This window comes from Achromobacter sp. 1012554356, assembly GCF_059760815.1.
Genome location: NZ_JCBANC010000043.1, coordinates 14481 through 39500, shown reverse-complemented (window position 1 = coordinate 39500; position 25020 = coordinate 14481). Strand labels below are relative to the sequence as shown.

Here is a 25020-nt window from a genome sequence, read left to right as displayed (position 1 = left end):
GAATCTCCGATCTTATTATCCGCGCTGATACGGCGGGACTACCGCCACTGGATACACATGAATAAAACGCTGATTATTGCCGAGAAGCCCTCGGTGGCCCTTGATATATCACGCGCCTTGGGAGGCTTTGCGCGCGAGGGCGACTATTTTGAAAGCGAACGTTACGTTCTCGCTTCCAGCATCGGCCATTTGCTCAGCTTGGTCGCGCCCAACGATCCGGTCAAGGGAAAGTGGAGCTTCACGCACCTGCCCGTGATTCCGCCCGCGTTCGAATTGGGCCCGACCGACAAGAAGTCCGCCGAACGTCTGAAGCTGCTTGTCCGCCTGGCCAAGCGCAAGGACGTGGACGCCATCATCAACGCCTGTGACGCGGGACGTGAAGGCGAACTGATCTTCCGCTACATCGTTCAATACGCGGGCGTGAAGAAGCCGATTCAGCGCCTGTGGTTGCAGTCGATGACCCAGGCCGCCATCCGCGAGGCCTTCGCCAACCTGCGCGACGATACGCAGATGAAGCCGCTGGAAGCGGCGGCGCGCTCGCGCGCCGAAGCCGACTGGCTGGTCGGCATCAACGGCACGCGCGCCATGACCGCCTTCAACAGCAAGGACGGCGGCTTCTTCAAGACACCGGTCGGCCGGGTGCAGACGCCCACGCTGGCCATCGTGGCCGAACGCGAAGAGCGCATCCGCCGCTTCGTGCCGCGCGATTACTGGGAAGTGCGCGCCACCTTCGTCGCGGCCGCCGGCCTGTACGAAGGCCGCTGGATCGACCCGCAATTCAAGAAAGACGACAAAGATCCCGAAAAGCGCGAATCGCGCCTGTGGTCGGCCGCCGCCGCGCAAAGCGTGGTGGCCGCCTGCCGCGAGCAGCCCGGCAGCGTGACCGAAGAATCCAAGCCGTCGAGCCAGATGTCGCCGGCCCTGTACGACCTGACGTCGCTGCAGCGCGAGGCCAACGGCCGCTTCGGCTTCTCGGCCAAGACCACGCTGTCGCTCGCGCAGACGCTGTACGAACGCCACAAGGCGCTGACCTATCCGCGTACCGATTCGCGCTACCTGCCCGAGGATTACATCAGCACGGTGCAGGAGACCATGCGCGCGCTGGCCAAGGGCGGTTCCAACGCCGTGGGCGGCCTGTCGCGCCATGCCGACACTGTCGTCAGCCAGCAGTGGGTCAAGCCGAACCGCCGCATCTTCGACAACAAGAAGGTGTCGGATCACTTTGCGATCATCCCCACGCTGCAGATCCCGCACGACCTGAGCGAAGCCGAAGCCAAGCTCTACGACCTGGTGCTCAAGCGCTTCCTGGCGGTGTTCTTCCCCGCTGCGGAATACCGCGTCACGACGCGCCTGACCGAAGTGCAGGGGCATCGCTTCCGCACGGACGGCAAGGTGCTGGTCAATCCGGGCTGGCTGGCCGTGTACGGCAAGGAAGCCCAGGGCGAAGACGCCAACCTGGTGCCGGTGGCGGACGGCGAGACCGTGCGCACGGAAGACATCGAAGCCGTCGGCCTGTCGACCAAGCCGCCGGCGCGCTTTAACGAAGGCACGCTGCTGTCGGCCATGGAAGGCGCCGGCAAGCTGGTGGACGACGAGGAACTGCGCGAGGCCATGTCCGAGCGCGGCCTGGGCACCCCGGCCACGCGCGCGGCCATCATCGAAGGCCTGCTCAACGAAAGCTACCTGCGCCGCGAAGGCCGCGATCTGGTGCCCACCGCCAAGGCGCGCCAGCTGATGACGCTGCTGTCGGGCCTGGATGTGGCCGAACTGACCTCGCCCGAACTCACCGGCGAATGGGAGCACAAGCTCAAGCAGATCGAGCAGGGCGGACTGGGCCGCGAGGCCTTCATGCGCGAGATCGCGCAGATGACGCAGGTCATCGTCAAGCGCGCCAAGGAATACGAGCGCGACACGGTGCCGGGCGACTACGCCACGCTGACCACGCCGTGCCCCAAGTGCGGCGCGGTGGTCAAGGAAAACTACCGCCGCTTTGCCTGCACGGCCTGCGACTTCTCGATCGGCAAGCACCCGGGCGGCCGCACGTTCGAGCTGCCGGAAGTCGAAGAACTGCTGGCCAAGCGCGAGATCGGTCCGCTGCAAGGCTTCATCAGCAAGATGGGCCGGCCGTTTGCGGCCATTCTGCGCATCAGCGATGAGTACAAGCTGGAGTTCGACTTCGGCCAGAACGACGAAGACGACAACGAAGCGGTGGACTTCTCCGGCCACACGCCGGTGGGTCCATGCCCGAAATGCCAGTCGCGCGTGTTCGAGCACGGCATGAGCTACGTCTGCGAAAAGTCCGTCGGTCCCGAGAAGTCGTGCGATTTCCGGTCGGGCAAGGTCATCCTGCAGCAGGAGATCTCGCGCGAGCAGATGGAAAAGCTGCTGACCAACGGCCGCACCGATCTGCTGGACGGCTTCGTCTCCAGCCGCACGAATCGCAAGTTCAAGGCGTTCCTGGTGCGTCAGCCCGACGGCAAGGTGGGATTCGAGTTCGAGCCCCGTCCCGAGAAGCCGGGCCGCGCGCGTGCGCCGGCCAAGACGGCGACCAAGACAGCGGCCAAGACGGCTGCGAAGAAGGCGCCGGCCAAGAAGGCGGCTGCCAAGACGGCTACCAAAACGGCCACTAAGACGGCAACCAAAACGGCCACCAAGACCGCCGCCAAGAAGGCCGTGAAAAAGGCTGCGCCGAAGAAGACCGCCGCGTAATCCGCGCTGCGCCGTACGACCGAACGCCCGGGAAACCGGGCGTTTTCCATTGTTGGGCAGCAATCGCTGGGGTATTGTTGACGCCAAACAGCTGCAACCCAGACACTTCGAGGACGACATGACCCGTAGCTCCGACTTCACCACCCGCCGCCGCGTGCTGGCTGCCGCGTCCGCCTTTGCCGGCATCAGCCTGCTCAACGGGCGCGTCGTTTTCGCACAGCCCAAGCTGGGCAAGGTCGTGTACGGCCAGGGCAGCATCGACCCCTTTTTCGCGGCCGGCTACGTGGCGCTGAAGAAGGGCTTCTTCGGAGAAGGCGGGCTGGAGGTCGAGTACCTGAATTCGCAGAGCGGCCCGCGCACCAACCAGCTGCTGGCCGCCGGCCAGATCGTGTTCGGCGCCACGGCGGCCACCGCCGCGCCCGCGCTGACCATCGCGGGCAAGCCCGCCGCGCTGGTGTTCGGCTTTGACCGCAAGCTGACGTATGCCAATGTCATCGTGCGCCGCGAAGACTTTGAAAGCGGCAAGATCAAGTCGATGAAGGACTTGGCGGGCAAGCGCGTCGGCGCGACGCAGCCGCAGTCCAGCACGTGGCTGATGGCGCTGTACCTGATGCAGAAGGCCGGTGTGGCCGACAAGGTCGACATCCGCCCCCTGGGCGATCTGGCAACGATGCTGGGCGCGCTCAAGACCGGCTCGGTCGCCGCCAGCATGGCCACCATGTCGATGATGGAGCAGGCGCGCCAGGAAGGCTGGGGCGTGCCGATCTTCGATGCCACCACGGAAGCGTCGTGGAACGAGTTCATGGGCGGCGACGTGCCGGGCATCGCGGCGCTGACGCTGCAGGACACCATTCAGAAGCGCCCCGAGGTCGTGCAGGCCTTTGTGACTGCGATGGTCAAGGCGCAGGACTTCATCACGGCCAACAGCGCAGCCGCCATCACGGACGTGATCTACGACGATTACCTGAGCGCCTTCCCGCGCGCCGCCATCGAGAAGACGCTGGGCGTCTACAAGGAGACGGTGTTCCTGAAGGACAACATCATCACCGAGGACGCGTACAACCGCATGACGGCCATCATGGGCGACGGCCGCCAATTCTCGAATGAAGAAATCAAGACCGTGCCCTACGCCAAGTGCGTGAACATGAGCTTCGTGCGAAAAGCCCGGGGCCTTTGATGATCACGCTGGACAAGGTAGGCAAGGCGTACCAGTCGCGCCAAGGCACGACACACGCCGTCGGCGAGGTCAGCCTGACCATCAACGAGGGCGAATTCGTGTCCATCGTCGGGCCGTCAGGCTGCGGCAAGAGCACGCTGCTGAACATGATGGCGGGATTTCTGCGTCCCACCACGGGCACCATCACGGTGGACGGGCGTGTGGTGGATGGGCAGGTGCCGCCGGCGCTGGGCTACATCTTCCAGAAGGACACGCTGCTGCCGTGGTTCAGCGTCAGGAAGAACGTGGCGCTGGGTTTGAAGTTTCAGGGCGTGCCGGCCGACCGCATCGCAAAGCGTGTCGCCGAACTGCTGGAACTCGGCCACCTGAGCGCCTTCGCCGACGCCTTTCCGCATCAGTTGTCCGGCGGCATGCGGCGGCGCGTGGCGCTGCTGATGAGCCTGGCGGTCGAGCCGCGCATCCTGCTGCTGGACGAGCCCTTCGGCGCGCTGGACACGCATACCAAAACGCACCTGCATCGCGAGCTGATGGAGATCTGGCGCAAGCTGGGCCAGACCATCGTGATGGTCACCCACGATCTGGACGAAGCCATCCTGCTGTCCGATCGCGTGGTGGTGCTGTCTGGCCCGCCCAGCCGCGTGCTGCTGGACGAGCGCATTCAGATCCCGCATCCGCGCGACGTCTTCACGCTGCGCGAAACGCCGCAGTTCGTCTCCCATGTGCAAAGCCTCTGGAGCGTGCTGGGCCAGCAGTTCCGCGCCGCCGCCTGAACCGATACGCGTCATGACCTCGATTGATACCGCCGACTCCCTGCAGGACCAGCTACGCCTGGACCGCCGCGCCGCCGTCGCGCGCCGTGTGCGCATCACCTTGTGGCAGGTCCTGATCCTTGCCGTCATCCTGGGCTCGTGGGAAACGCTGACGCGCATCCCGTGGTTCACCCAGAACACGCTCTTCGATCCCTTTTTCATCAGCCAGCCCTCGCGCGTGGCCGTGCGCCTGTGGGAATGGCTGCAGCCCGGGCCGCGCTCGGTCTGGCCGCATCTTTGGCTGACGCTGCAGGCCACTCTTGTTGGTCTGGTCGTGGGCGTGGGCAGCGGCTTCGTGGTGGGCATGACGCTCAGCCGCAGCCGCTTTCTGGCCGACGTGTTCAACCCGTTCATCGTGGCGTTCAACTCCATGCCGCGGATCGCGTTCGTGCCGCTCATCACGATGTTCTTCGGGCTTGGGCTGGCGTCCAAGGTGGTCACGTCGTGGTTCGTCGTGTTCTTTCTGGTGTTCTTCAACACCTACAAGGGCGGGCGCAGCGTGGAACGGGAACTGGTCGACTTCTGCCGCACGCTGGGCGGCTCGCCGCGCCAGATCCTGTGGCGCGTGCGTATTCCGACGGCGGCGGCGTGGACGTTCGCCGCGCTGCCCAATGCCATCAGCTTCGCGCTGATCGGCGTGGTGCTGGCCGAGTTCGTGGGATCGACCACGGGCATGGGCTACCTGATGATCACCGCGCTGGCGACACTGAACGCCACCGACATGTTCGCGGCGGTGACGCTGCTGTCGATCGTCGGCATCGCGCTGGTTTATTGTGTGACGTGGATTGAACGGCGGCTCCTGCACTGGGCGCCGGAGTTCCGGGAATGAGCGAGGCCCATTGATGAAGACACTTCCATATCTGCGCAATTTCGACCTGACGGGACAGGTGGCGCTGGTGACCGGCTCGGCCCGCGGGCTGGGCTTTTGCATCGCACGGGCGCTGGCCGGCTGCGGCGCGCGCGTGCTGATCAACGGCCGCAATACCGACGCGGTCAACGCGGCGGTGGCTGAACTCACCGGCGCGGGACTGGACGCGCATCCGCTGCCGTTCGATGTGAGCAACGACGCGGCGATGGCAGAGGCCTTCGAACGCATCGACAGCGAGCACGAGCGCCTGGACATTCTGGTGAACAACGTGGGCGCGCGCAATCGCAAGACGCTGCGCGACACTACCCCGGCTGAAATCCGCGAGCTGATCGATACGGATCTGGTGGCCGGCATGCTGCTGGCCAAGTTCGCGGCCGAGCGCATGATGCGCCAGGGCGGCGGGCGGCTGATCGCGATTACCTCAGTGGTGGGCGAACTGGCGCGCGCGGGCGATGCGGTGTATCCCGCAGCCAAACAGGGCCTGACCGGCATGGTGCGGGCGCTGGCGGCGGAGTTCGGCGGGCATCACATCACCAGCAACGCCATCGCGCCGGGGACGTTTGCCACGGAGACCAATGCGGAGATGGTCGCGGACCCGCAGTTCGGGCCGCGCGTGGCTGCACGCAATCCGACGGGTCGCTGGGGAGAGCCGGAGGAAATCGCGGGCGCGGCGGTGTTCCTGGCTTCGCCTGCGGCGTCGTATGTGAATGGCCACGTGCTGGTGGTGGACGGCGGGCTGTCGATTCAGTTTTGAAGACGGTGCGGGTGTCTGAAATCGTCATGAAGCGCGCTGGCGCCGGTGTCTGACACCCTGGGGAGATGATCTCCAGCCTGCAGCAGCGTCTCAGCGGGTGTCAGACACCTAGGGAAGCGCAACGGCTCGACGGGGGTCAGATACCTCTAGGCAAGGAGGATCGCGTGGAGCCGCCGCCAGGTGTCTGACACCCGCATGAGCAGCTCTGCATATGACGCGGCCGTGTCATGGGTGTCTGACACCGACTTGTTCAGCGGTGTCTGACACCCTGGGAAGATGATCTCCAGCCTGCAGCAGCGTCTCAGCGGGTGTCAGACACCTACGTTGGCAGACACCCGCTCCGGCAAGTTCTCAGGTCGTCTCGTCCTGATACCAGACACCTTCGGCCAGCATCATCTTCTGGTGACCATGCCCCGCAGGCATCATCGGGAAGCAGTTTTCCTGCGCCGTGACCGCCACGTCCAGGAAATACGGGCCGTCATGCGCCAGGCATTCGGCCAGCGCCGCATCCAGCTTGGCGGGGTCATCCACACGTGCCGCCCCCCAGCCGAAAGCGCGTGCCAGCGCCACGAAGTCCGGCAAGGACGCGTTGTAGCTGTGGCTGTAGCGGCCGCCGTGGATCAGTTCCTGCCATTGACGCACCATGCCCATGTAGCCGTTATTGCACAGCACGACCTTCACGGGCGTCTCATGCTGCATCGCGGTGGACAGTTCCTGGATGTTCATCAGCACCGACGCGTCGCCGCTGACGCAGACCACGGTCTTGTCCGGATGCGCGACCTGCGCGCCGATGGCGGCGGGCACGCCGTAGCCCATGGTGCCTGCACCGCCCGACGTCAGCCAGCGGTTCGGCCGGTCAAAGCGCAGGTATTGCGCGGCCCACATCTGATGCTGACCCACGTCCGTCGACACGATGGCATCGCGATCCGCCAGCGCGGCGTTCAGGCGCGACATCAGGTGTTGCGGCAGGATGGCGTCGGGCGCGGGGGTATAGCCCAGGCAGTCCTGCGCGCGCCAGGCGTCGATGCGCTTGAACCAGGGCGCCAGGCGCGCGGCCTCCAGCGGCGTGTCGCCCAGCTCGGCGCGCAGCGCGCGCACCAGCGGCAGGCAGTCGCCAACCAGCGCCACATCCACGCGCACGACCTTGTTGATCGAGGCGGGGTCGATGTCGATATGGATCTTGCGGGCGTGCGGGCAGAACTCCGACAGCTTGCCGGTGATGCGGTCGTCAAAGCGCGCGCCGATGCAGACGACGAGATCCGAGTTGTGCATGGCGAGATTGGCCTCGACCGTGCCGTGCATGCCCAGCATGCCCACGAATTGCGGGTCGGACGCGGGGAAGGCGCCCAGGCCCATCAGCGTCAGCGTGCAGGGCGCGCCGGTGTGGCGCACCAGATCCGTGAACGCCTCGCAGGCCTCGGGGCCAGCGTTCACCAGGCCGCCGCCGCCGTAGAAGATGGGCCGCTTGGCCTGCGCGATCAGCGCGGCGGCGCGGCGCACGGCCGACTGCGGCAGCTTGGCCGCCAGCTTGCCGGACTGGCGGCGCGCGCGCAGCGCGGCCAGCTTGTGCTGCGACGGCGCGTCCAGGCCATCGCTGTCGCGCGGCACGGCAAGCTGCACGTCCTTGGGAAAGTCCACCAGCACCGGGCCGGGGCGGCCCTGGCGCGTCAGTTCAAACGCACGGGCCGTCACGCTGGCCACGTCGTCCACCGCACGGATCTGGGTGTTCCACTTGGTGACGGAACGCGAGATGCCGATGGCGTCGCATTCCTGGAAGGCGTCGGTGCCGATGGCCGCCGTGGCCACCTGACCGCTGATGCACAGCACCGGGATCGAATCGCACATGGCGTCCAGGAGGCCCGAGGTCGTGTTCGCCATGCCGGGGCCGGAAGTCACGAACACCACGCCCGTGCGGCCGGTGGTGCGGGCATAGCCCTCGGCGGCATGCACGGCGGCCTGCTCGTGGCGCACCAGCACGTGGCGCAGCCGCGGCTCGGCGTACAGGGCGTCGTACAGGGGCAGGACCGCCCCGCCCGGATACCCGAAGACCGTGTCGACACCGTGCGCAATCAGCGTGTCGAGCAAAATCTTCGCCCCGTTTTCAGGGGCGGTTTCGGTGGCGGCAAGCGCGGCGGCGGCGGTGGGGTGCAGGCGATCGTTCATGCTATCCATCTTATTGGTAGATCCGAAGAATTTTTATCTTCTTTTCCACGGATAGCAGGCGAACGGAGTAAATTCATCTTTGATTTGGAGGAATCAAAGAAAATGAACCTCGACAAGTTCGACTTGGCCATTTTGAAGGTGCTGCAGGACAACGCGCGCGCCAGCCTGAACGACATCGGCGCGGCGGTCGGTTTGTCGTCCACGCCGTGCTGGAACCGCATCAAGCGCATGGAAAGCGCCGGGGTCATCCGCGGTTACACGGTGGACATCGATCCGGCCAGCCTGGGCTTCATGGATACGGTCATTGTCCACGTGACGCTGGAAAGCCACAGCGAAGAGACGCTGTACGAATTCGGGCGCGCACTGGCGCAAATCCCGGAGGTGCTGGAGGCGTTTCTGGTGTCGGGCGACTACGACTATTACATCCGCATCGCCGTGCGCGACACCCGCGACTACGAGCGATTGCTGCGCGAACAACTCTACCGCATCCCCGGCATCCGGCACAGCAAGTCCTGCTTCGTGCTGCGCCGGCTGAAGGAGACCAAGCTGCCGCTGACGGGGCCCGGGCTGGCGGCGTAGGCCGGCGCAGGCGCCACGGCCAGCATGCCAACGTCCTTAGCGCAGCACGTAGTCCACCGGCTCCGCCGGTTCCGGCAGGGGCCGCACGCCCAAGCCTTCGAGCAGGTCGATCTCGATCACGCGGGCCAGCGCCGACAGCGGCAGGTCGTTCTCGTCGGCACCAAATGGATCCTCCAGCTCGTCGCCCAGCGCGTCCAGGCCGAAGAAGGTGTAGGCGACGATGGTCACCGCAAGCGGCGTCAGAAACTCCAGCGTGCCCACCAGGCCGAAGGGCAGCAGCAGGCAGAAGAGCCACGCCGTGCGGTGCAGCAACAAGGAATACGCGAACGGACAGGGCGTGAACTTGATGCGCTCGCAGGCCGCCTGGATCGCGGCGCACTGCGCCACGCGCTGGGTCAGGCCCTGGTACAGGATGTCAGTCAGTTCACCACGCCGCAGACACACCGCCAGGTCACGGTTGATGGACATGAGCAGCGCATCGGGCACGTTGCGGCAGCCGGCCAGCGTGTCGAGCTCGTCCTGCTGCACCCACGGGCGCACCGCCTCGACCATGTCCTGCCCGCGCAGCCGCGCCGCCAGGCCGTAGGCAAAACCGATGCAGCGCCGCACCAGCCGTTCCTGCACGGGATTGGCGGTGCTGGCCGCCAGCAGCACCGCGCTTTCGCGCGCCAGGCTGCGCGCCTGCACAACGAGGTCGCCCCACTGCTTGCGGGCTTCCCACCAGCGGTCATAGCAGACGTTGTTGCGAAAGCCCATGAAGACGGACAGGGCCAGGCCGAAAAGCGAGAACGGCACCGCGGTCAGGTGCGCGGGCGAGAAGAACTGGCGGTGGTACATCCACACCACCACGCAGGAGAGCACCGTGATGACGATGATCCTGCTGAGGATGCGCGGGATGATGGAACCGCGCAGTACAAAGAACAAAGCCAGCGCGGAGGGCCGCGGACGGACGATCATGATGAATATCAAGCAAGGGACAAGGCGGCGCTCACTATACGCCTGTCATCGCGCAATAAAGCCGCCGATATAATTCTGTTTCGTCTCACCGCCACACTCGATTCTCAATGACCAACGAAGACACCCCGATCAAGCCCTGGCATGTCGTCCGCCGCTCCAAGCTGCACGGCAACGGCGTCTTCGCCGCCCGCAAGATTCCGGCAGGTACGCGCATCATCGAGTACGGCGGCACGCGCATCAGTGCCAAGGAAGCCGACCGCCGCCACCCGACCAATCCGGACGATCCCTTCCACACGTTCTTCTTTGCGCTCAGCACCGGCCGCGTCATCGACGGCGGCGACGAAGGCAACGACGCGCGCTGGATCAACCATTCCTGCCAGCCCAACTGCGAGGCGCAGGAAGGCAAGCACGGCAAGCGCGTCTACATCGTGGCGCTGCAGGACATTCCGCGCGGCACGGAACTGTCGTACGACTACGGCCTGGTCCTGGACGACCGCATCACGAAGGCGCTGAAAGAGGGCTACAAGTGCCTCTGCGGCACTCCGCCTTGCCGCGGCACGATGCTGGCGCTGCCCGCGAAGAAGGCCAAGAAGGACGCCACGCCCAATGCCAAGAAGGCCGATGCGTCGAAGGCCGCCAAGGCCGCCTGACGGAAAACGGGGCCCGTCGCCCCATTTCCCAAGACCACAACCGCAATAAGCATATTCAGCCCCGCTCTGCGGACAGGCGTACAATCGACCGGTCGTTAACACGACATGCAGTACGTCTTCAGGGCGGGGTGCAATTCCCCACCGGCGGTATGCCATGCAATGTGGCGAGCCCGCGAGCGCCCGGCCATGCTTTGGCCGGGGTCAGCAGACCTGGTGAGATGCCAGGGCCGACGGTCATAGTCCGGATGAGAGAAGATGTGCCGGCACATACTCGGCTGCGCCGGGCGCGTTTGCGCCTTGCCTGGCCGCGTTGCGTTCGGCTGTCGATTAGCCCTGAAACGTTTTTCGCCCCATCCTTTTGCGAGAGCGTTTCAATGTCCAACGTTGCCTTCACCCAGCAGTCCCCCATCCCCAGCCTGGCTTCGCAGCCCTTTGCCGTGCGCCTGTCGCGCGCGCTGCATCACCTGCGCCTGGGCCGTCCCGTCATCCTCATGGACGACTTCGACCGCGAGAACGAAGCGGACCTGATCGTCGCGGCCGACAAGCTGACCGTGCCCGTCATGGCGCAACTCATCCGCGACGGCAGCGGCATCGTCTGCTTATGCCTGCCCGGCGACACGCTGGATCGCCTGGAATTGCCGCCGATGGTCCAACGCAACCAGAGCCGCTTTGCCACGGCCTTCACCGTGTCGATCGAGGCGCGCGAAGGCGTGAGCACCGGCGTGTCCGCCGTCGACCGCGTCACCACGATCCGCGCCGCCATCTCGCCGTCGGCGCAGCCCGATGACATCGTCAGCCCCGGCCACGTGTTTCCGCTGCGCGCCCAACCGGGCGGCGTGCTGACGCGCCGTGGCCACACCGAAGGCTCGGTGGATCTGGCCGTGCTGGCCGGCATGCGCCCGGCGGGCGTGCTGTGCGAACTGATGAATGCCGACGGCACGATGATGCGCGGCGCGGCGTTGGATCGCTACGCCGCCGAGCATGGGCTGGTGGCGCTGACCATCGCGGAACTGGCCGACCATCTGCAAAAGTTGAAGGATGGTCAGGCCGAAGCGATCGACGACGAGGTGCTGGAGATGGCAGCTACTGTCTGAGCGCTGGCAAGGTTGCGCCCGCGGCAGTCGCGGGCGCGGCCATCGCGTGCATGAGCGAATGGCATAATTCGCGCGAAGCGTTGCAGCGCGTTGCGGTGGGCCGCCTGGCTGCGGCGCCGCCGGACCACGGCCCGTTGGCCTGCAATCGCCTGCCGCACATTCCATGAGCCATTGCTCACGTTTGATACTCGCCTTTTGCCAGACTCATGACCGCCATTCCCCAGCCCCGGAAATCGCCGCGCCAGCTCAGATCCCAGCACACCGTCGACACCATTCTTCAGGCCACGGCTCGCGTTTTGGCCGCGCACGGGTATGCCGGCACCAACACCAATCTGATCGCGGAAACGGCGGGCGTGAGCGTGGGCTCGCTCTACCAGTACTTTCCGAACAAGAACGCGCTGATCGCCGCGCTGCACGACCGGCACGACAACCAGATGCTGGACGTGATCGACGACGTGCTGAACGGCAACCCGGCGGCCACGCTGCGCGAGCGCGTGGCCGCGATCGTGCAGGCCATGTTGCACGCGCATCTGTTGGAGCCCGCGCTGCACCGCGTGCTGGAAAGAGAGTTTCCGCTGTTCGACCAACCGCACGAGCACAGCCGCGCGGACCAGGACATCCACCGCCGCATGCGGCATCTGCTTGAACTGCACCGCGCCGAGATCGCGCAGGCGGACCGGGATCTGGCGACCTATGTGGTGCTGCGGATCATGGAGTCGCTGGTGCATGCAGCCGCACTGAAGCCGCCCGCGGGCTTCACGCCCAAGCAATTGGAGGGCGCGGTGGTCGATGCGGTGATGGGATACCTGGGCGCGTCCGGAAGCGCCGCGCCGGGCAAGGTGAGCAAGGCGGTCAAGGCGGCAGTAAAAACGGCCAAGACGGCCAAGCCAGCGCGCGCCTAGCGGCCGGTGTTCAGGCGCGCTCGCGCGCCATCCTGGCCAGGCAGTCCGCTGGGCCGCCCGTCACGATGCGCGCGCTGCATGCCAGCATCAGGTTCAGGTTCAACCCGAAATCCTCGACGGTGTGGCCCTGCGCGTCGACCATGCGCGACACACCGTCGTCAGCCGCCGCCCCCACCGCCACCTGATCGATCAGCGAGCCGGCCTGGCCGGTGTAGCCCCACACGGGCTTGCCGCAGGCGATGGCGTAGCCCACTTCAAAGGCCGTGCCCGAATCGGGCTCGGCGCCGCGAAACGGATTCAGGTTCGCCATCACCATGTCGGCGCGGCGGATCAGCGCGACGTTCGCGCGATAGATCCATTCCGCAAGCGCCTGCCCGGCGAGTTCCGGCGGCGCGGCGTTGTCCAGCGGAAACACGCCCTCGAAACCATAGGTGGCGCACAGGGTCTTGAGCCGTTCGCCGTGCGCCACGGCATCAGGCAGAAAGACATCGAAACCCGCCAGGTACACACTGCGCATGGCCCTTACTCCGGATCGGCGACGTTGAAGGCTTCGCCGGTGGCGAAGAAGGAGCCGCCGGCCAAGTAGTGCACCGACCGGCGCTCGTCGTCTGGAAAGTGCCAGCGGTTGCCGGAAAACACGTCTGGCGCCGCCCATGCGGCCACGACCTCGCCGATGAAGAGATCGTAGGCCTGCTGGTTGTGCGGCTCGGCAATGACCTTGCATTCCAGCCAGCCCAGGCACCCTTCGATGAGCGGTGCGCCGATCTTGCTGGCGGGAAATGTCGTCAGGCCGCTGGCCTGGAACTTGTCGTCGTCGCGCCCGGACTGCGATCCCACCACCATCGTGGCGCGCGCCTGCGCGCGTGACGGGATGCACAATGCGAACTCGCCCGACGCTTCGATGAGTTCACGCGTCCAGGTGTTCTTGTCGACCACGACCAGCATCTTGGGCGGACTGAAGTCCAGCGGCATGGCCCAGGCCGCGGCCATCACGTTGCGGGCGTCGCCGTGCGCGCTGGTGACCAGCACGGTCGGGCCGTGGTTCAGAAGGAGATAGGCGCGGGGCAGGTCAACGGGTTCGATCATGGACACCTAGAACATGCCGTTCTTGTTGGCGGGATTCTCGGGGATTTCCTGGCTGACGTCCCAGTGTTCGACGATCTTGCCGTCCTGGACGCGGAAGATATCGACCACGGCCTGGCCGCGGTCTTCCGGCGAATCGCGCCACAGGTTGTGGATCATGACGAGGTCGCCCTCGGCGATGACGCGCTTGATCTCGACGATGGCCTGCGGATGCTGCTCGAAGTAGCGCGGAAAAAAGTCGACCATCGGCCCGACGCCGTCCTGCATGTACGGATTGTGCTGGGTGTAGTTGGGGCCGACATACCGGCGCACTGCCTCGTCGACATCGCGGTCCTGGAACATCATGCGGAAGAACGCAACGGCGATTTCCTTGTTCGACTGCGGCGCGGCCGCAAGCGCCGGCGCAGCCGCCACACAACTGGAGGCAACCAGCAGACAGACGGCCAAGGATTTCCACTTCATACGCATACAGGACTACTCAGATGACGCCGGCTGGCGGCCTGCCAGTTTACAAACAAACGCGGCCGAGGATCAGTATCCGACGGTATAACGGCGACGCGAATGCTGCGGCGTCTCGACCTCGTCGGCCAGGGCGATCGCGTAGTCTTCCATCGAAATCCAGCTCTTGCCGTCGTCGTCGGCCAAGAGGTGGTCGTCGCCCACGCGGAACGTCGCGGTGCGCTCGCCCGGTTCGAAGATGGCGGACGGCGACAGGAAGGTCCAGTTCAGCACCTTTTCCTGGCGCAGCGTGTCCAGGAACACGACGCCCGCACGGGCCTCGGGCTTGTAGGCATCGGGAAATTCGGGGGTGTCGATGAGCATCTTGCCGGGTGCGACCAGCAGGCTACCGGCGCCGCCTACCACCAGCAGTCGCGGCACGCCGGCGTTCTTCACGGCGGTCAGAAGCGGCTTGGCATCGGTGGACACGAAACGCGTGGCGCTGATGACGGCGTCATGGCCGGCCAGGATCGGGGTCAGCCCTTCGGGATCGGTGGCGTCGCCCTGGCGGACGGTCAGGCCGGGCTGCTCGTTGACCTCGGCCGGGTTGCGGGCGATGCCCGTCACCTGATGGCCGCGCTTGAGCAATTCGTCTGCCACGCGCGAACCCACGCGTCCGGTAATGCCGATCAATGCGATTTTCATGGTCTTGCTCCTGGGAGGAATGGGCCGGGAACAGCCGCCGCACGATTGCGGTGGAACACGCTCCGGCTCAAGGCAAAGCCATACTATTCGGTCAAATCCGAACGAAAAACCCGTCAATGAGGAAGAGTTTTTTGCAATCCGTGCACCAATCCGGCGTGAGCGGGGGGCGGGAGGTTTGACCCGGACGTGCACGCAGCGGCGGCACGCCCAATCAGTGTGCGCCCGGCAGCCCCGCTTGAACAGGGGCCGCCCCCGCGATCAGCGGGCGGCGCGTTGCGCCTGATAGACCTGCAGGTGCGAATACGCGACGCGCAGATACGTGGCATCCACGCCCAGCGTGCGGGCGCGGCGGACCATGTCGCCGACGATGTGGTCCGCCTCGACGGGCAAGCCCTGGCGCAGGTCGCGGAACATGGAGGCGGTCATGGGCTGGGTGCGGTCCGCCAGCAGCTTGCGCACGGTGGCATCGGCCTCCGGCCGCACGGTGTGGCCCGAAGCCGCGGCCACCGCCTGCGATTCCTGCAGCAGACCGAGCAGGAAGTCCACGCCATCGTCGGTGGACGCGATCTCGCCCACCGAGCCGCGCATCAGACACGTGGCGGCGGCCAGCGTCGTCAGCATGACGTATTTTTCCCAGATGTCCTGGTAGATGTTTTCGCTGAGGCGGCTGACGTATTCGCCGCCCGCCAGCGCCTGCTCCAGCGCCACGCAACGCTCGCTGCGGGCGGGACCGGCGCGTTCGCCGAACACCAGGTTGGCATGCTTGCCCAGGTGGACGACTTCGCCTTCGGGGCCGAGCGTGGCGTTGATCTGGCACAGGCCGCCCAGCACGCGATGCGGCTCGAACTCGCGGTCCAGCACGTCGTACTGCAGCACGCCGTTCATGATGGGCAGCACCGCTGTGTCCGGTCCCACGGCGGGGCGGATGGCCTCGATGGCGCTGTCCAGGTCATAGGCCTTGCAGGACAGCACGACGACGTCATAGCTCTCTTGCAACGTCTGCTGCGTGACCAGCTTGGGGTGCAGCGTGGCGTCACCCAGCGGGCTCTGGATGCGCAGCCCGTGTTCGCGGATGCGCGCGGCACGCGGCTCGCGCACCAGGAACGTCACGTCCGCGCCGGCTTGCGCCGCGCGTCCGCCAAAGTATCCGCCGGTGCCGCCGGCGCCCAAGAACAACAACCGCATGCCTGTCTCCTGTTGGCTGCCCGCGTCAGGCGCGGGCCGATGCGGGCATTATGCGCCCGGGCCACGGCGCCGCGCACCCGCTGCGGCCAAAGGATCATGCGCTGGACGCTTCAGGCCTGCTGTTCGCGCTCCACCCAGGCCTCGTAGCCGCCGCGCAACGCCCAGATCTTGCGGTAGCCGGCCGCGCGCAGCCGCGAGGCGAGCAGGGCGGCCGACACTTCGTTCGGGCACGCGCAATAGACCACGATGTCGGAATCGATCGCGCCGGGATCCAGCGCGGGCAGTGGCTGTTTCAGGTCCACGGCCACGGCGCCCGGAATGCGTGCGGCATCGCGCTGCGCCTCGGGCCGCACGTCGAAGACCAGCGCCTCGCGGCCGTTCTGGCGCCATTGCATCAGCTCGTCGACCGACAGACGCGGAATGACGCGCAGGCTGCGCAGCAGGATCTTGCGCCGCAGAAAGCGCGCCACGATGTAGAGCGCCAGCACGGCCGCCAGCACCGCCAGCCCCATCGGGCCGTAGGTGCCCAGGATGTCCAGCACGTCATTGATGACGCTGTGGAACAGGCCGCCCAGCAGCAGGGCCGATCCCACCCAGATCAACGCGCCGGCCAGGTCATAGAGGAAGAAGCGGCGGTAAGGCGTGTTGGTCAGCCCGGCCATGACGGTGGACAGCGCGCCCGCGCCCGGCAGGAACTTGCACACCAGCAGCGCGCGCACGCCGATGCGCAGGTACAGGCGCTGCGTCTGGCGGATGCACGAGTCCTGCGACAGCGACAGCTTGCAGACCACGCCCAGCAGGCGCGACCCGTAACGCCGCCCCGCCCAGTACCAGAGGCTGTCGGCAATGATGCACGCGGCGGTGGCGGCCAGCAGCGGCACAAGCCAGCCGGCGGCGCCGGCCAGCGCGCCGGCGGCGATCATCATGGGATAGGCGGGCACCGGCAGGCCGGCCTGCTCGATGAGGACGTTGGCGAACACGAGCCACCCGCCGTACTGTTCGAGCAGCAATTGAATATCTTGCATTGGGATTTCCAGCTTGCCGCGCGCGGGCGCGGCTCATCGGCGCAATTTTAGGTGCGCAGCCTCGCGCTTGGGGCATAGACCCTGCCGGCCGCGCGGCAACGGTGCGTTCCATTGCCGCGCGTCGCGCGGCTTGCCCGCGTCCATCTATCGGGACACCACGCACCAAACTGGTGCCACGCTTCCCCGCGAGGGTGCCTATAATCCTGCCCGGCCATCAGGTTTCCCCGCCTTGTCGCGGGAACGCCCCGTGGCATACATATTGCTTCGCCAGGACAGGCTGAGAACTCGACCATTTGGCCGGGTGCGCCGCCTGGCGCTCCCATCCGATGACCGATCCCACGCCCCCGTTCACGCACGATCTGCCCGGCACGCCTGCCTGCGGCAGCGGCCTCCGTGCGGCGGGCGGCATCCCCCCATCCCTCCATTTCCTGTCCTTCCCCGCGTAGGAGTCACCCGCATGAAATCCCTATCCCTTTCGTCCGCCGGCGGCATCGCCCGCCGCGGCCTGCTCAAGCTGGCCCTGGCTGCCGCAGGCGCGCTGCTGTTCTCGGGCGCGGCCCTGGCGCAGGCGCCCGCCAAGATCAAGGTCGCCGCCGTCTACACGGTGCCGGTCGAACAGCAATGGGTGTCGCGCATCCACATCGCGCTGTCCGCCGCGCGCGACCGCGGCGAGATCGAATACACGTTCTCGGAAAACGTCACCAACGCCGACTACGAGCGCGTGCTGCGCCAGTACGCCGAGCAGGGCAACAAGCTGATCGTGGGCGAAGCCTTCGCGGTCGAAGCCGCGGCCCGCAAGGTCGCCAAGGACTATCCGCAGACCGCCTTCCTGATGGGTTCGTCGGGCAAGCCGCAGCAGCCCAACTTCTCGGTGTTCGACAACTACATCCAGGAACCGGCCTACCTGACCGGCATGATCGCCGGCGGCATGAGCAAGACCGGCAAGATCGGCCTGGTGGGCGGCTACCCCATCCCCGAAGTGAACCGCCTGATGAACGCCTTCATGGAAGGCGTCAAGGAAGTGAACCCGAAGGCCGAGTTCACCGTGACCTTCATCGGCTCGTGGTTCGATCCCCCGAAGGCCAAGGAAGCCGCCTTCGCCATGATCGACAAGGGCGCGGACGTGCTGTACGCCGAGCGCTTTGGCGTGTCGGACGCCGCCAAGGAACGCGGCAAGCTGGCCATCGGCAACGTGATCGACACGCAGCCGCAGTACCCGGAGACGGTGGTGGCCTCGGCGCTGTGGAGCATGATCCCGACCATCGAAGAAGCCCTCAAGCAGGTGAAGGCCGGCGCGTTCAAGGCCGATGACTTCGGCCAGTACTCGCTGATGAAGCACAAGGGCTCGTCGCTCGCGCCGCTGGGCACGTTCGAACAGAAGATCCCCGCCGACCTGATCGCCAAGGTCCAGGCCAAGGAAAAAGCCATCCTGGACGGCAGCTTCACCGTGAAGGTCAACGACAAAGAACCCAAGTCCTCGGCACGATGAACCAAGCGCCTCTCGCCCTGCAACTGACGGGGATCACCAAACGCTTCGGCAGCCTCACGGCCAACGACGATGTCTCGCTTACGCTCCGCCAGGGCGAAGTGTTGGCCTTGCTGGGCGAGAACGGCGCCGGCAAATCGACCCTGGTGTCGATCCTGTTCGGCCACTATGTGGCCGACGCCGGCAGTATCGAAGTCTTCGGCAAACCGCTGCCCGCCGGCCGGCCCGATGCCGCGCTGGCGGCGGGCGTCGGCATGGTGCATCAACACTTCACGCTGGCCGACAACCTCACTGTGCTGGACAACATCATGGTGGGCACCGAATCGCTCTGGAAGCTGGCCTCGGGCCGCGGCCAGGCCCGCAAGCGCCTCGTGGAACTCGGCCAGCGCTTCGGACTGGGCGTGGACCCCGACGCGCGCGTCGGCACGCTTTCTGTAGGTGAAAAGCAGCGCGTCGAGATCCTGAAGGCGCTGTACCGCGGCGCCCGCGTGCTGATTCTGGACGAACCCACCGCAGTCCTCACGCCGCAGGAAGTGCAGGATCTGTTCGCGACGCTGCGCGGCTTCGTCGACGAAGGCCTGGCGGTCATCTTCATCTCGCACAAGCTGGACGAAGTGATGGCCGTGTCCCGCCGCGTGGCGGTGTTGCGGCAAGGCAAGCTGGTCGCGGAACGCGACACCGCGGGCACCAACCCCGCGGAACTGGCCGAACTGATGGTGGGCCGCAAAGTGGTCATGCCGCGCGCCGAGGCCGCGACGGCCGCCGAGCAGGCTGCCCCCGTGGTGACGCTGTCCCAGGTCACCGTGCGCGACAACCGCGACGGCGCGCCGCGCCTGGACAGCCTTGACCTCGTGGTCCACACGCATGAAATCGTGGCCATCGCCGGCGTGGCCGGCAACGGCCAGCAGGCGCTGGTGTCGGTGCTGACCGGCCTGCGCCAGCCCTCGGACGGCACGATCCGGCTGGGACCGGAGCACGCCGCCGCGCCCACCACGCCCGCCGGCTGGACCGCCGCGCGCGTGGGCCGCATTCCGGAAGACCGCCACGGCGAAGGCATGATCGGCGACAGCCCCTTGTGGGAAAACGCCATCGTCGAAGACCTGAAGGACAAGCGCTTTGCGCGTCACGGCCTGATCCGCGCCCGCGCGGGCAAGGCGTACGCGGCCTCGCTGGCCAAGCAGTTCGACGTGCGCGCCGCCTCGCTCGATGTACGCACGCGCAGCCTGTCGGGCGGCAACATGCAGAAGCTGATCCTGGGCCGCACACTGGCGCGCGAGCCGCGCTTCATCGTGGCCGACCAGCCGACATGGGGCCTGGACATCGGCGCCGTGGCCTACGTGCGCGAGCAGCTTCTGGCCGCCCGCGCGCGCGGCGCCGGCGTGCTGCTGGTGTCCGAGGACCTGGAAGAGATCTTCGCGCTGGCCGACCGCATCGCCGTGCTGTGCGGCGGCAAGCTGGTCGCGATCAAGCCGGTGGCCCAGTGGACGCCCGCCACCGTCGGCCTGGCCATGACGGGAACCCGGGCATGACGGTTTGCACCGTTCCGCCCGGCTTTCTTCACTATTGAGCATCCCATGAAACTGATCCTGGAACGCCGCCCCGAGCCCAGCCGCCTTGCGCTGGCGCTGGCGCCCATTGCGGCCATCCTCTTCACGCTGGCGGTCTGCACACTGCTGGTGGCCTGGGCCGGCGCCCCCGTCGGCCGCACCTACGCGCTGCTGTTCGAAGGCGCGTTCGGCACGCGCTTCGCGCTGTCCGAAACCCTGACCCGCGCCACGCCGCTGATGCTGACCGGCCTGGCCTGTGCCGTGGCGTTCCGCGCGCGCTTCTACAACATCGGCGCCGAGGGCCAGCTGTATCTGGGCGCCCTGGCGGCCGTGGCCGTGGGCGGCCTGCACGGCGGCACGGGTTTCGATCTGCCGATGCCGGTGCTGTTCGGCGGCATGATGCTGGCGGCCGCCCTGGCCGGCGCCTTGCTCCTGCTGATTCCGGCCATCCTGAAAACCCGCCTGGGCGTCGACGAAGTCGTGACCACGCTGCTGGGCAACTTCATCGTGCTGCTGTTCGTGTCCATGATGCTGGACGGCCCGATGAAGGACCCGATGGCGATGGGCTGGCCGCAATCGGTGGCGCTGAACGGCGACCTGGAACTGGGCAAGCTCATCGAGCGCACGCGCGCCCACACCGGCCTGTTGTGGGCCGCGGGCCTGGCACTCGGCCTGTGGCTGCTGAACCGCTACACCGTCTTCGGTTTCCAGATGCGCGCGGTGGGCGCCAACGCCCACGCGTCGCGCTTTCTGGGCCTGCCGGTCAACCGCGTGATGCTCGGCACCGCCATGCTGTCCGGCGCGCTGGCCGGCCTGGCCGGCGCCATCGAAGTGGCGGGCCGCACCAGCTACGTCACGCTGGATATGTCCCCGGGCTACGGCTACACGGGCGTCGTCGTCGCCATGCTGGCCGGCCTGCATCCGCTGGGCGTGATCCTGGCAAGCATCTTCGTGGCCGGCATGCTGGTGGGCGCCGACAGCATGAGCCGCGCCATTGCCGTGCCGAACTACATCGCCGACGTCATCGTCGCCACCTCGTTGCTCGCCATGCTGGTCGCGACGCTATTTGCGCAGTACCGCCTGCGCCGCAACAAGGCTTGAGGAGCACGCCATGGAATGGATGGATCTGATGAGTTCCTCGGCCTTCTGGGTGGCCGTGCTGCGCCTGGCCACGCCGCTGATACTGGGCACGCTGGGCGTGCTGCTCTGCGAGCGCGCCGGGGTGCTGAACCTGGGCATCGAAGGCATCATGGTGGCCGGCGCCTTCACCGGCTGGCTGGTCGTGTACCTGGGCGCGCCGCTGTACGTGGGCGTGCTGGCCGCCGCGCTGGCCGGCGCCGTGTTCGGCCTGCTGCACGCCGTGCTGACGGTGCCGCTGGGCCTGTCGCAGCACGTGTCGGGCCTCGGCGTGACACTGCTCGCCACCAGCGTCAGCTATTTCGCGTACCGGGTCACGTTCCCCAGCGTGTCCACGCCGCCGACGATCACGCCGTTTGCCGAGATGAAGTTCCTGGACGGGATTCCGCTGATCGGCCCCGTGCTGGCCGGGCAGACGCCCATGACGCTGATTGCGCTGGCCGCGGTGCCGATTCTTGCGTGGGTGCTGAACCGCACACCCGTGGGACTGGCCGTGCGCATGGTGGGCGAGAACCCCGCCGCCGCCGAAGGCCAGGGCCTGTCCGTGACGCGCCTGCGTATCGGCGCTATCGTGGCCGGATCGGCGCTGATGGGCGTGGCCGGCAGCTTCCTGACGCTGGCCGCGTTCAATGCGTTCTTCTTCAACATGGTCAACGGCCGCGGCTGGGTTTGCGTGGCGCTGGTGGTGTTTGCGTCGTGGCGGCCGGGCAAGGCGCTGCTGGGCGCACTGATCTTCGCCTTCTTCGACGCGCTGCAGTTGCGTCTGCAGCAGGGCGGCGCGGCGCTGCCGGGGCTGCCTGAACTGCCGTATCAGGTGTACCTGATGCTGCCCTATATCCTGTCCATCCTGGCCCTGGTGTTCATGGCGCGCCGCGCCGCCTACCCGCAGGCCTTGATGAAACCGTATCGCAAAGGCGAACGCTAAACCGCTGAGAACAACATGCTCGATCTGATCATCAAGAACTGCACGCTGCCCGACGGCCGCAAGAACATCGACATCGGCGTGGCCGACGGCCGCATCACCGCGCTGGAACCGGCGCTGAAGGCCGAAGCCGCGCAGACCGTGGACGCCGCCGGCCAGCTGGTGACCTCGCCCTTTGTCGACGCGCACTTCCACATGGATTCCACGCTGTCCTTCGGGCTGCCGCGCGTGAACCAGTCGGGCACGCTGCTCGAAGGCATCGCGCTGTGGGGCGAATTGAAGCCGCTGCTGACGCAGGAAGCGCTGGTGGAACGCGCACTGGCCTATTGCGATTGGGCCGTGGCGCGCGGGCTGCTGGCGATCCGCTCGCACGTCGACGTCTGTGATCCGCGCCTCCTGGCGACGGAAGCGCTGCTGCACGTGCGCGAGAAGGTCAAACCCTACCTGGACCTGCAACTCGTTGCCTTCCCGCAGGACGGCGTGCTGCGCGCCCCCGGCGCGCTGGACAACCTGAAGCGCGCGCTGGACATGGGCGTGGACGTGGTGGGCGGCATTCCGCACTTCGAACGCACCATGCAGGACGGCGCCGAATCCGTGCGCATCCTGTGCGAACTGGCGGCCGAGCGCGGCCTGCGCGTGGACATGCACTGCGACGAAAGCGACGATCCGCTGTCGCGCCACATCGAGACGCTGGCGTATCACACGCAGCGGCTTGGCCTGCACGGCCGCGTGACGGGTTCGCACCTGACGTCCATGCACTCGATGGACAACTACTACGTGTCCAAGCTGATCCCGCTGATCCGCGAGGCGGGCGTGTCCGCGATTGCGAATCCGCTCATCAACATCACGCTGCAGGGCCGCCACGACACGTACCCCAAGCGCCGCGGCATGACGCGCGTGCCGGAGCTGATGGCGGCGGGCGTGCCGGTCGCCTTCGGCCACGACTGCGTGATGGACCCGTGGTACAGCCTGGGTTCCGGCGACATGCTGGAAGTCGCGCACATGGGCCTGCATGTCGGCCAGATGACGGGCCAGGACGCCATGCGCGCCTGTTTCGAAGCGGTCACCACCACGCCTGCCAAGATTCTTGGCCTGGACGAAACGGGCCTGGCGGTCGGCAAGCGCGCCGACCTGGTGCTGCTGCAGGCGCGCGACGCGGTCGAGGCCTTGCGCCTGCGCGCCACGCGCCTGATGGTGCTGCGCGCCGGCAAGGTGGTGGCAACCACGCCGCCAGCCACCGCCACCCTGAACCTGCCGGGCCGCCCCGGCGCCGTCAGCTTTCAGACACCGGCCCGCTGACGTACGCCGGCTGCGCGGCGGCCGTCACGATGATCTCCACCAGCAGATCAGGCGACGCCAGCTTGGCCTCGCACGTGGCGCGGGTGGGCATCGCTCTGGGCAGCGCCCACTCGGCCCACACCGCGTTCATGCCGGCAAAGTCGCGCTCGATGTCCTTGAGCCAGATCTGCACGGTCAACAGGCGCGACTTGTCGGTGTTCGCCTGCTTCAGATAGCCGTCGATCTTGGCCAGCACGTCGCGCGTCTGCGCGGCGATCCCGCCTTCCGCATTCGAGGTCACGCCCGCCACGTACACGGTGTCGCCGTGAATCACGATGCGCGACAGGCGCTCATTCGTTTCCTTGCGCACGATATCGTTCATTGGTCTTGCTCCTTGGTGGATGAGCCGGATGCCTGGCCGGCATCCGAGAATCGTTCGATCCGGAATGGGGCGATCGGCATGTCTGTCGCGCCAGTCGTGATCAGGTCGGCCATGATGCGGCCGACGATGGGCCCGAGCTCAAAGCCGTGCGCCGAAAACCCGAAGGCGTGAAAGGCCGTCTCGTGCCGGCTGCTGCGCCCGATCACGGGAATCTCGTCGGGCATGGCCGCTTCGATGCCCGCCCAGCCGCGGTTCACGATCGCATCGCGCATGTGCGGAAACAGGTCGACCACCGTACGCGCGCCCTCGGCCAGCGAGCGGAAATCCAGTTCGGTCCACTCGGCGTCGCGGTCCACCCAGGCGCGCCGGCCGCCGCCGATCAGCACGGTGCCATTGGTGCGCTGCTTGAACGACAGCGCCCGGCCGGTGCCTAGCACCACGGGATCCAGGAAGTGGTCCATGCGCAGCGTCACGAGCATCATGGGACTGATGGGCAACAGCGGCACCGGCTCGCCCCATTGCTCGGCGATCCGGTCGGCCCACGCGCCCGCGCAGTTCAGCACCTGCGGCGCGGTGTACACGCCGGCGTCCGTCTCCACGCGCCACTGCCCGTCGTGCCGCGCCACGCTGTGCACGCGCACGCCTTCTAGAAACTGCGCGCCCAGGCTCGCGGCCTTCATGCGAAAGGCGAGGGTGGTGCGGTAGGGATCGGCCGCCGCGTCCTCGCGCGCGATCAGGCCGCCTTGCACCGTGGGCGCAATCGCGGGAATCAGGTCCAGCAGGTCTTCACGGCTTATCCACTGCTCGTGTGTATAGCCGTGATCCGTCATGGTCTTGAGCCGCGCGCGCAGTGTCTCGGCGTCAGCCGCATTTTCGGCAACCCGCACCTGCCCGTGCTGCTCGAAGCCGCAGTCGTCGTCCACCAGCTCGCCGATGCGATACCAAAGCTCGCGCGAGGCCAGCGCCAGCGGCACTTCGGCCAGATGGCGCGACAGCGTGCGCACGCCGCCCGCATTGACGCCCGAGGCGTGCCGCCCCACGTAGTTCTTTTCGATGACCAGCGCGCGCACGCCGGCGCGCGCCAGATGCAGCGCGGCCGAGCTGCCGTGCAGCCCGCCGCCGATGATGATGACTTCAGCCGCCCGCGTCTGAACGGTCATGGCGTCCACC

24 protein-coding genes and 1 riboswitch are annotated in these 25020 nt (G+C 66.9%); of the genes, 14 read left to right on the top strand and 10 right to left on the bottom strand.

The features are described 5' to 3' along the window. Positions 1-57: 57 nt before the first annotated feature. The 5 genes from AC6LJW_RS20565 (at position 58) to AC6LJW_RS20545 (ending at position 6317) form a co-directional block, all read left to right on the top strand. Complete coding sequence (locus tag AC6LJW_RS20565; RefSeq protein ID WP_498088157.1) at positions 58-2709, top strand: DNA topoisomerase III; 2652 nt, start codon at positions 58-60, stop codon at positions 2707-2709. Positions 2710-2827: 118 nt separating this feature from the next. Continuing rightward, entirely contained in the window at positions 2828-3886 is a 1059-nt protein-coding gene (locus tag AC6LJW_RS20560) for an ABC transporter substrate-binding protein (protein ID WP_056565859.1), read from the top strand. Further along, complete coding sequence (locus AC6LJW_RS20555; protein WP_199778220.1) at positions 3886-4656, top strand: ABC transporter ATP-binding protein; 771 nt, start codon at positions 3886-3888, stop codon at positions 4654-4656. Before AC6LJW_RS20560 ends, AC6LJW_RS20555 begins: the two co-directional genes overlap by 1 nt. Positions 4657-4669: 13 nt before the next feature. Continuing rightward, the gene (locus AC6LJW_RS20550) at positions 4670-5524 is read left to right on the top strand and encodes an ABC transporter permease (protein ID WP_056565864.1); all 855 of its coding nucleotides are present in this window, start codon (positions 4670-4672) and stop codon (positions 5522-5524) included. Between the two features lie 13 nt (positions 5525-5537). After that, positions 5538-6317 (top strand): SDR family oxidoreductase, encoded by a 780-nt coding sequence (locus AC6LJW_RS20545; RefSeq protein ID WP_498088156.1) that lies wholly within the window; start codon positions 5538-5540, stop codon positions 6315-6317. Between the two features lie 351 nt (positions 6318-6668). On the opposite strand, the gene ilvB is transcribed toward AC6LJW_RS20545, so the two are convergent. Continuing rightward, positions 6669-8489, bottom strand: coding sequence for a biosynthetic-type acetolactate synthase large subunit (ilvB, locus tag AC6LJW_RS20540; protein ID WP_498088155.1), 1821 nt, complete (start codon positions 8487-8489; stop codon positions 6669-6671). Positions 8490-8582: 93 nt separating this feature from the next. Here ilvB and AC6LJW_RS20535 point away from each other — a divergent pair, with 93 nt between their 5' ends. Then, positions 8583-9059 (top strand): Lrp/AsnC family transcriptional regulator, encoded by a 477-nt coding sequence (locus tag AC6LJW_RS20535; protein WP_056565870.1) that lies wholly within the window; start codon positions 8583-8585, stop codon positions 9057-9059. A 36-nt stretch (positions 9060-9095) separates the two neighbouring features. On the opposite strand, the gene AC6LJW_RS20530 is transcribed toward AC6LJW_RS20535, so the two are convergent. Then, the gene (locus AC6LJW_RS20530; protein WP_056565873.1) at positions 9096-10016 is read right to left on the bottom strand and encodes a bestrophin family protein; all 921 of its coding nucleotides are present in this window, start codon (positions 10014-10016) and stop codon (positions 9096-9098) included. Positions 10017-10123: 107 nt separating this feature from the next. On the opposite strand from AC6LJW_RS20530, the gene AC6LJW_RS20525 reads away from it, so the two are divergent. From AC6LJW_RS20525 to AC6LJW_RS20515, 3 genes are all read left to right on the top strand, one after another. Beyond that, a complete protein-coding gene (locus AC6LJW_RS20525) occupies positions 10124-10666 on the top strand; it encodes an SET domain-containing protein (protein ID WP_056565876.1) in 543 nt (180 codons plus the stop codon). Positions 10667-10776: 110 nt separating this feature from the next. After that, positions 10777-10927, top strand: a riboswitch (FMN riboswitch). 113 nt (positions 10928-11040) lie between these two features. Beyond that, positions 11041-11760: a 3,4-dihydroxy-2-butanone-4-phosphate synthase gene (gene ribB / locus AC6LJW_RS20520; RefSeq protein WP_056565879.1), complete on the top strand. Its 720-nt coding sequence runs from the start codon at positions 11041-11043 to the stop codon at positions 11758-11760. 206 nt (positions 11761-11966) lie between these two features. After that, entirely contained in the window at positions 11967-12662 is a 696-nt protein-coding gene (locus tag AC6LJW_RS20515) for a TetR/AcrR family transcriptional regulator (protein WP_498088154.1), read from the top strand. A 10-nt stretch (positions 12663-12672) separates the two neighbouring features. On the opposite strand, the gene AC6LJW_RS20510 is transcribed toward AC6LJW_RS20515, so the two are convergent. From AC6LJW_RS20510 to AC6LJW_RS20485, 6 genes are all read right to left on the bottom strand, one after another. Continuing rightward, positions 12673-13179, bottom strand: a complete 507-nt coding sequence (locus AC6LJW_RS20510) for a nucleoside 2-deoxyribosyltransferase (RefSeq protein WP_056565885.1) — start codon at positions 13177-13179, stop codon at positions 12673-12675. A gap of 5 nt (positions 13180-13184) precedes the next feature. After that, positions 13185-13754: a flavin reductase family protein gene (locus AC6LJW_RS20505; RefSeq protein WP_082578917.1), complete on the bottom strand. Its 570-nt coding sequence runs from the start codon at positions 13752-13754 to the stop codon at positions 13185-13187. Then, a complete protein-coding gene (locus AC6LJW_RS20500) occupies positions 13755-14213 on the bottom strand; it encodes a nuclear transport factor 2 family protein (RefSeq protein WP_498088153.1) in 459 nt (152 codons plus the stop codon). A 63-nt stretch (positions 14214-14276) separates the two neighbouring features. Then, on the bottom strand, positions 14277-14888 hold the full coding sequence (locus AC6LJW_RS20495; protein WP_056565891.1) for an NAD(P)-dependent oxidoreductase: 612 nt from the start codon (positions 14886-14888) through the stop codon (positions 14277-14279). 258 nt (positions 14889-15146) lie between these two features. Next, entirely contained in the window at positions 15147-16073 is a 927-nt protein-coding gene (gene panE, locus AC6LJW_RS20490; protein ID WP_498088152.1) for a 2-dehydropantoate 2-reductase, read from the bottom strand. Between the two features lie 110 nt (positions 16074-16183). Beyond that, entirely contained in the window at positions 16184-17098 is a 915-nt protein-coding gene (locus tag AC6LJW_RS20485; RefSeq protein ID WP_056565897.1) for a DedA family protein/thiosulfate sulfurtransferase GlpE, read from the bottom strand. Positions 17099-17555: 457 nt separating this feature from the next. Between AC6LJW_RS20485 and AC6LJW_RS20480 the strand changes: the two genes are divergently transcribed. The 5 genes from AC6LJW_RS20480 to AC6LJW_RS20460 are packed head-to-tail and all read left to right on the top strand — an operon-like array spanning position 17556 to position 23489. Then, positions 17556-18587, top strand: a complete 1032-nt coding sequence (locus tag AC6LJW_RS20480; RefSeq protein WP_082578918.1) for a BMP family protein — start codon at positions 17556-17558, stop codon at positions 18585-18587. Continuing rightward, positions 18584-20113 (top strand): ABC transporter ATP-binding protein, encoded by a 1530-nt coding sequence (locus tag AC6LJW_RS20475; protein ID WP_498088151.1) that lies wholly within the window; start codon positions 18584-18586, stop codon positions 20111-20113. The genes AC6LJW_RS20480 and AC6LJW_RS20475 overlap by 4 nt, the downstream gene beginning before the upstream one ends. A 45-nt stretch (positions 20114-20158) precedes the next feature. Beyond that, positions 20159-21232, top strand: coding sequence for an ABC transporter permease (locus AC6LJW_RS20470; RefSeq protein WP_056565904.1), 1074 nt, complete (start codon positions 20159-20161; stop codon positions 21230-21232). Positions 21233-21242: 10 nt separating this feature from the next. Beyond that, complete coding sequence (locus AC6LJW_RS20465) at positions 21243-22193, top strand: ABC transporter permease (protein ID WP_056565907.1); 951 nt, start codon at positions 21243-21245, stop codon at positions 22191-22193. A gap of 15 nt (positions 22194-22208) precedes the next feature. After that, a complete protein-coding gene (locus AC6LJW_RS20460; RefSeq protein WP_286938037.1) occupies positions 22209-23489 on the top strand; it encodes an amidohydrolase family protein in 1281 nt (426 codons plus the stop codon). Here the strand turns inward: AC6LJW_RS20460 and AC6LJW_RS20455 are convergent. Together AC6LJW_RS20455 and AC6LJW_RS20450 are read right to left on the bottom strand one after the other, a co-directional pair. Further along, on the bottom strand, positions 23464-23850 hold the full coding sequence (locus AC6LJW_RS20455; RefSeq protein WP_056565915.1) for a RidA family protein: 387 nt from the start codon (positions 23848-23850) through the stop codon (positions 23464-23466). The genes AC6LJW_RS20460 and AC6LJW_RS20455 overlap by 26 nt on opposite strands. Beyond that, positions 23847-25010: an NAD(P)/FAD-dependent oxidoreductase gene (locus tag AC6LJW_RS20450; RefSeq protein ID WP_498088149.1), complete on the bottom strand. Its 1164-nt coding sequence runs from the start codon at positions 25008-25010 to the stop codon at positions 23847-23849. Before AC6LJW_RS20450 ends, AC6LJW_RS20455 begins: the two co-directional genes overlap by 4 nt. Positions 25011-25020 lie beyond the last annotated feature (10 nt).

Excerpts from the sequence above, each read along its gene's own strand:
- AC6LJW_RS20565 (WP_498088157.1), top strand. The coding sequence starts at position 58 with ATGAATAAAACGCTGATTATTGCCGAGAAGCCCTCGGTGGCCCTTGAT.
- AC6LJW_RS20560 (WP_056565859.1), top strand. The coding sequence starts at position 2,828 with ATGACCCGTAGCTCCGACTTCACCACCCGCCGCCGCGTGCTGGCTGCC.
- AC6LJW_RS20480 (WP_082578918.1), top strand. The coding sequence starts at position 17,556 with ATGAAATCCCTATCCCTTTCGTCCGCCGGCGGCATCGCCCGCCGCGGC.
- AC6LJW_RS20470 (WP_056565904.1), top strand. The coding sequence starts at position 20,159 with ATGAAACTGATCCTGGAACGCCGCCCCGAGCCCAGCCGCCTTGCGCTG.
- AC6LJW_RS20465 (WP_056565907.1), top strand. The coding sequence starts at position 21,243 with ATGGAATGGATGGATCTGATGAGTTCCTCGGCCTTCTGGGTGGCCGTG.
- AC6LJW_RS20510 (WP_056565885.1), bottom strand. The coding sequence starts at position 13,179 with ATGCGCAGTGTGTACCTGGCGGGTTTCGATGTCTTTCTGCCTGATGCC.
- AC6LJW_RS20530 (WP_056565873.1), bottom strand. The coding sequence starts at position 10,016 with ATGATCGTCCGTCCGCGGCCCTCCGCGCTGGCTTTGTTCTTTGTACTG.
- ilvB (WP_498088155.1), bottom strand. The coding sequence starts at position 8,489 with ATGGATAGCATGAACGATCGCCTGCACCCCACCGCCGCCGCCGCGCTT.
- AC6LJW_RS20450 (WP_498088149.1), bottom strand. The coding sequence starts at position 25,010 with ATGACCGTTCAGACGCGGGCGGCTGAAGTCATCATCATCGGCGGCGGG.
- AC6LJW_RS20500 (WP_498088153.1), bottom strand. The coding sequence starts at position 14,213 with ATGCGTATGAAGTGGAAATCCTTGGCCGTCTGTCTGCTGGTTGCCTCC.
- AC6LJW_RS20515 (WP_498088154.1), top strand. The coding sequence starts at position 11,967 with ATGACCGCCATTCCCCAGCCCCGGAAATCGCCGCGCCAGCTCAGATCC.
- AC6LJW_RS20555 (WP_199778220.1), top strand. The coding sequence starts at position 3,886 with ATGATCACGCTGGACAAGGTAGGCAAGGCGTACCAGTCGCGCCAAGGC.
- panE (WP_498088152.1), bottom strand. The coding sequence starts at position 16,073 with ATGCGGTTGTTGTTCTTGGGCGCCGGCGGCACCGGCGGATACTTTGGC.
- AC6LJW_RS20475 (WP_498088151.1), top strand. The coding sequence starts at position 18,584 with ATGAACCAAGCGCCTCTCGCCCTGCAACTGACGGGGATCACCAAACGC.
- AC6LJW_RS20550 (WP_056565864.1), top strand. The coding sequence starts at position 4,670 with ATGACCTCGATTGATACCGCCGACTCCCTGCAGGACCAGCTACGCCTG.
- AC6LJW_RS20535 (WP_056565870.1), top strand. The coding sequence starts at position 8,583 with ATGAACCTCGACAAGTTCGACTTGGCCATTTTGAAGGTGCTGCAGGAC.
- ribB (WP_056565879.1), top strand. The coding sequence starts at position 11,041 with ATGTCCAACGTTGCCTTCACCCAGCAGTCCCCCATCCCCAGCCTGGCT.
- AC6LJW_RS20525 (WP_056565876.1), top strand. The coding sequence starts at position 10,124 with ATGACCAACGAAGACACCCCGATCAAGCCCTGGCATGTCGTCCGCCGC.
- AC6LJW_RS20545 (WP_498088156.1), top strand. The coding sequence starts at position 5,538 with ATGAAGACACTTCCATATCTGCGCAATTTCGACCTGACGGGACAGGTG.
- AC6LJW_RS20495 (WP_056565891.1), bottom strand. The coding sequence starts at position 14,888 with ATGAAAATCGCATTGATCGGCATTACCGGACGCGTGGGTTCGCGCGTG.
- AC6LJW_RS20455 (WP_056565915.1), bottom strand. The coding sequence starts at position 23,850 with ATGAACGATATCGTGCGCAAGGAAACGAATGAGCGCCTGTCGCGCATC.
- AC6LJW_RS20460 (WP_286938037.1), top strand. The coding sequence starts at position 22,209 with ATGCTCGATCTGATCATCAAGAACTGCACGCTGCCCGACGGCCGCAAG.
- AC6LJW_RS20485 (WP_056565897.1), bottom strand. The coding sequence starts at position 17,098 with ATGCAAGATATTCAATTGCTGCTCGAACAGTACGGCGGGTGGCTCGTG.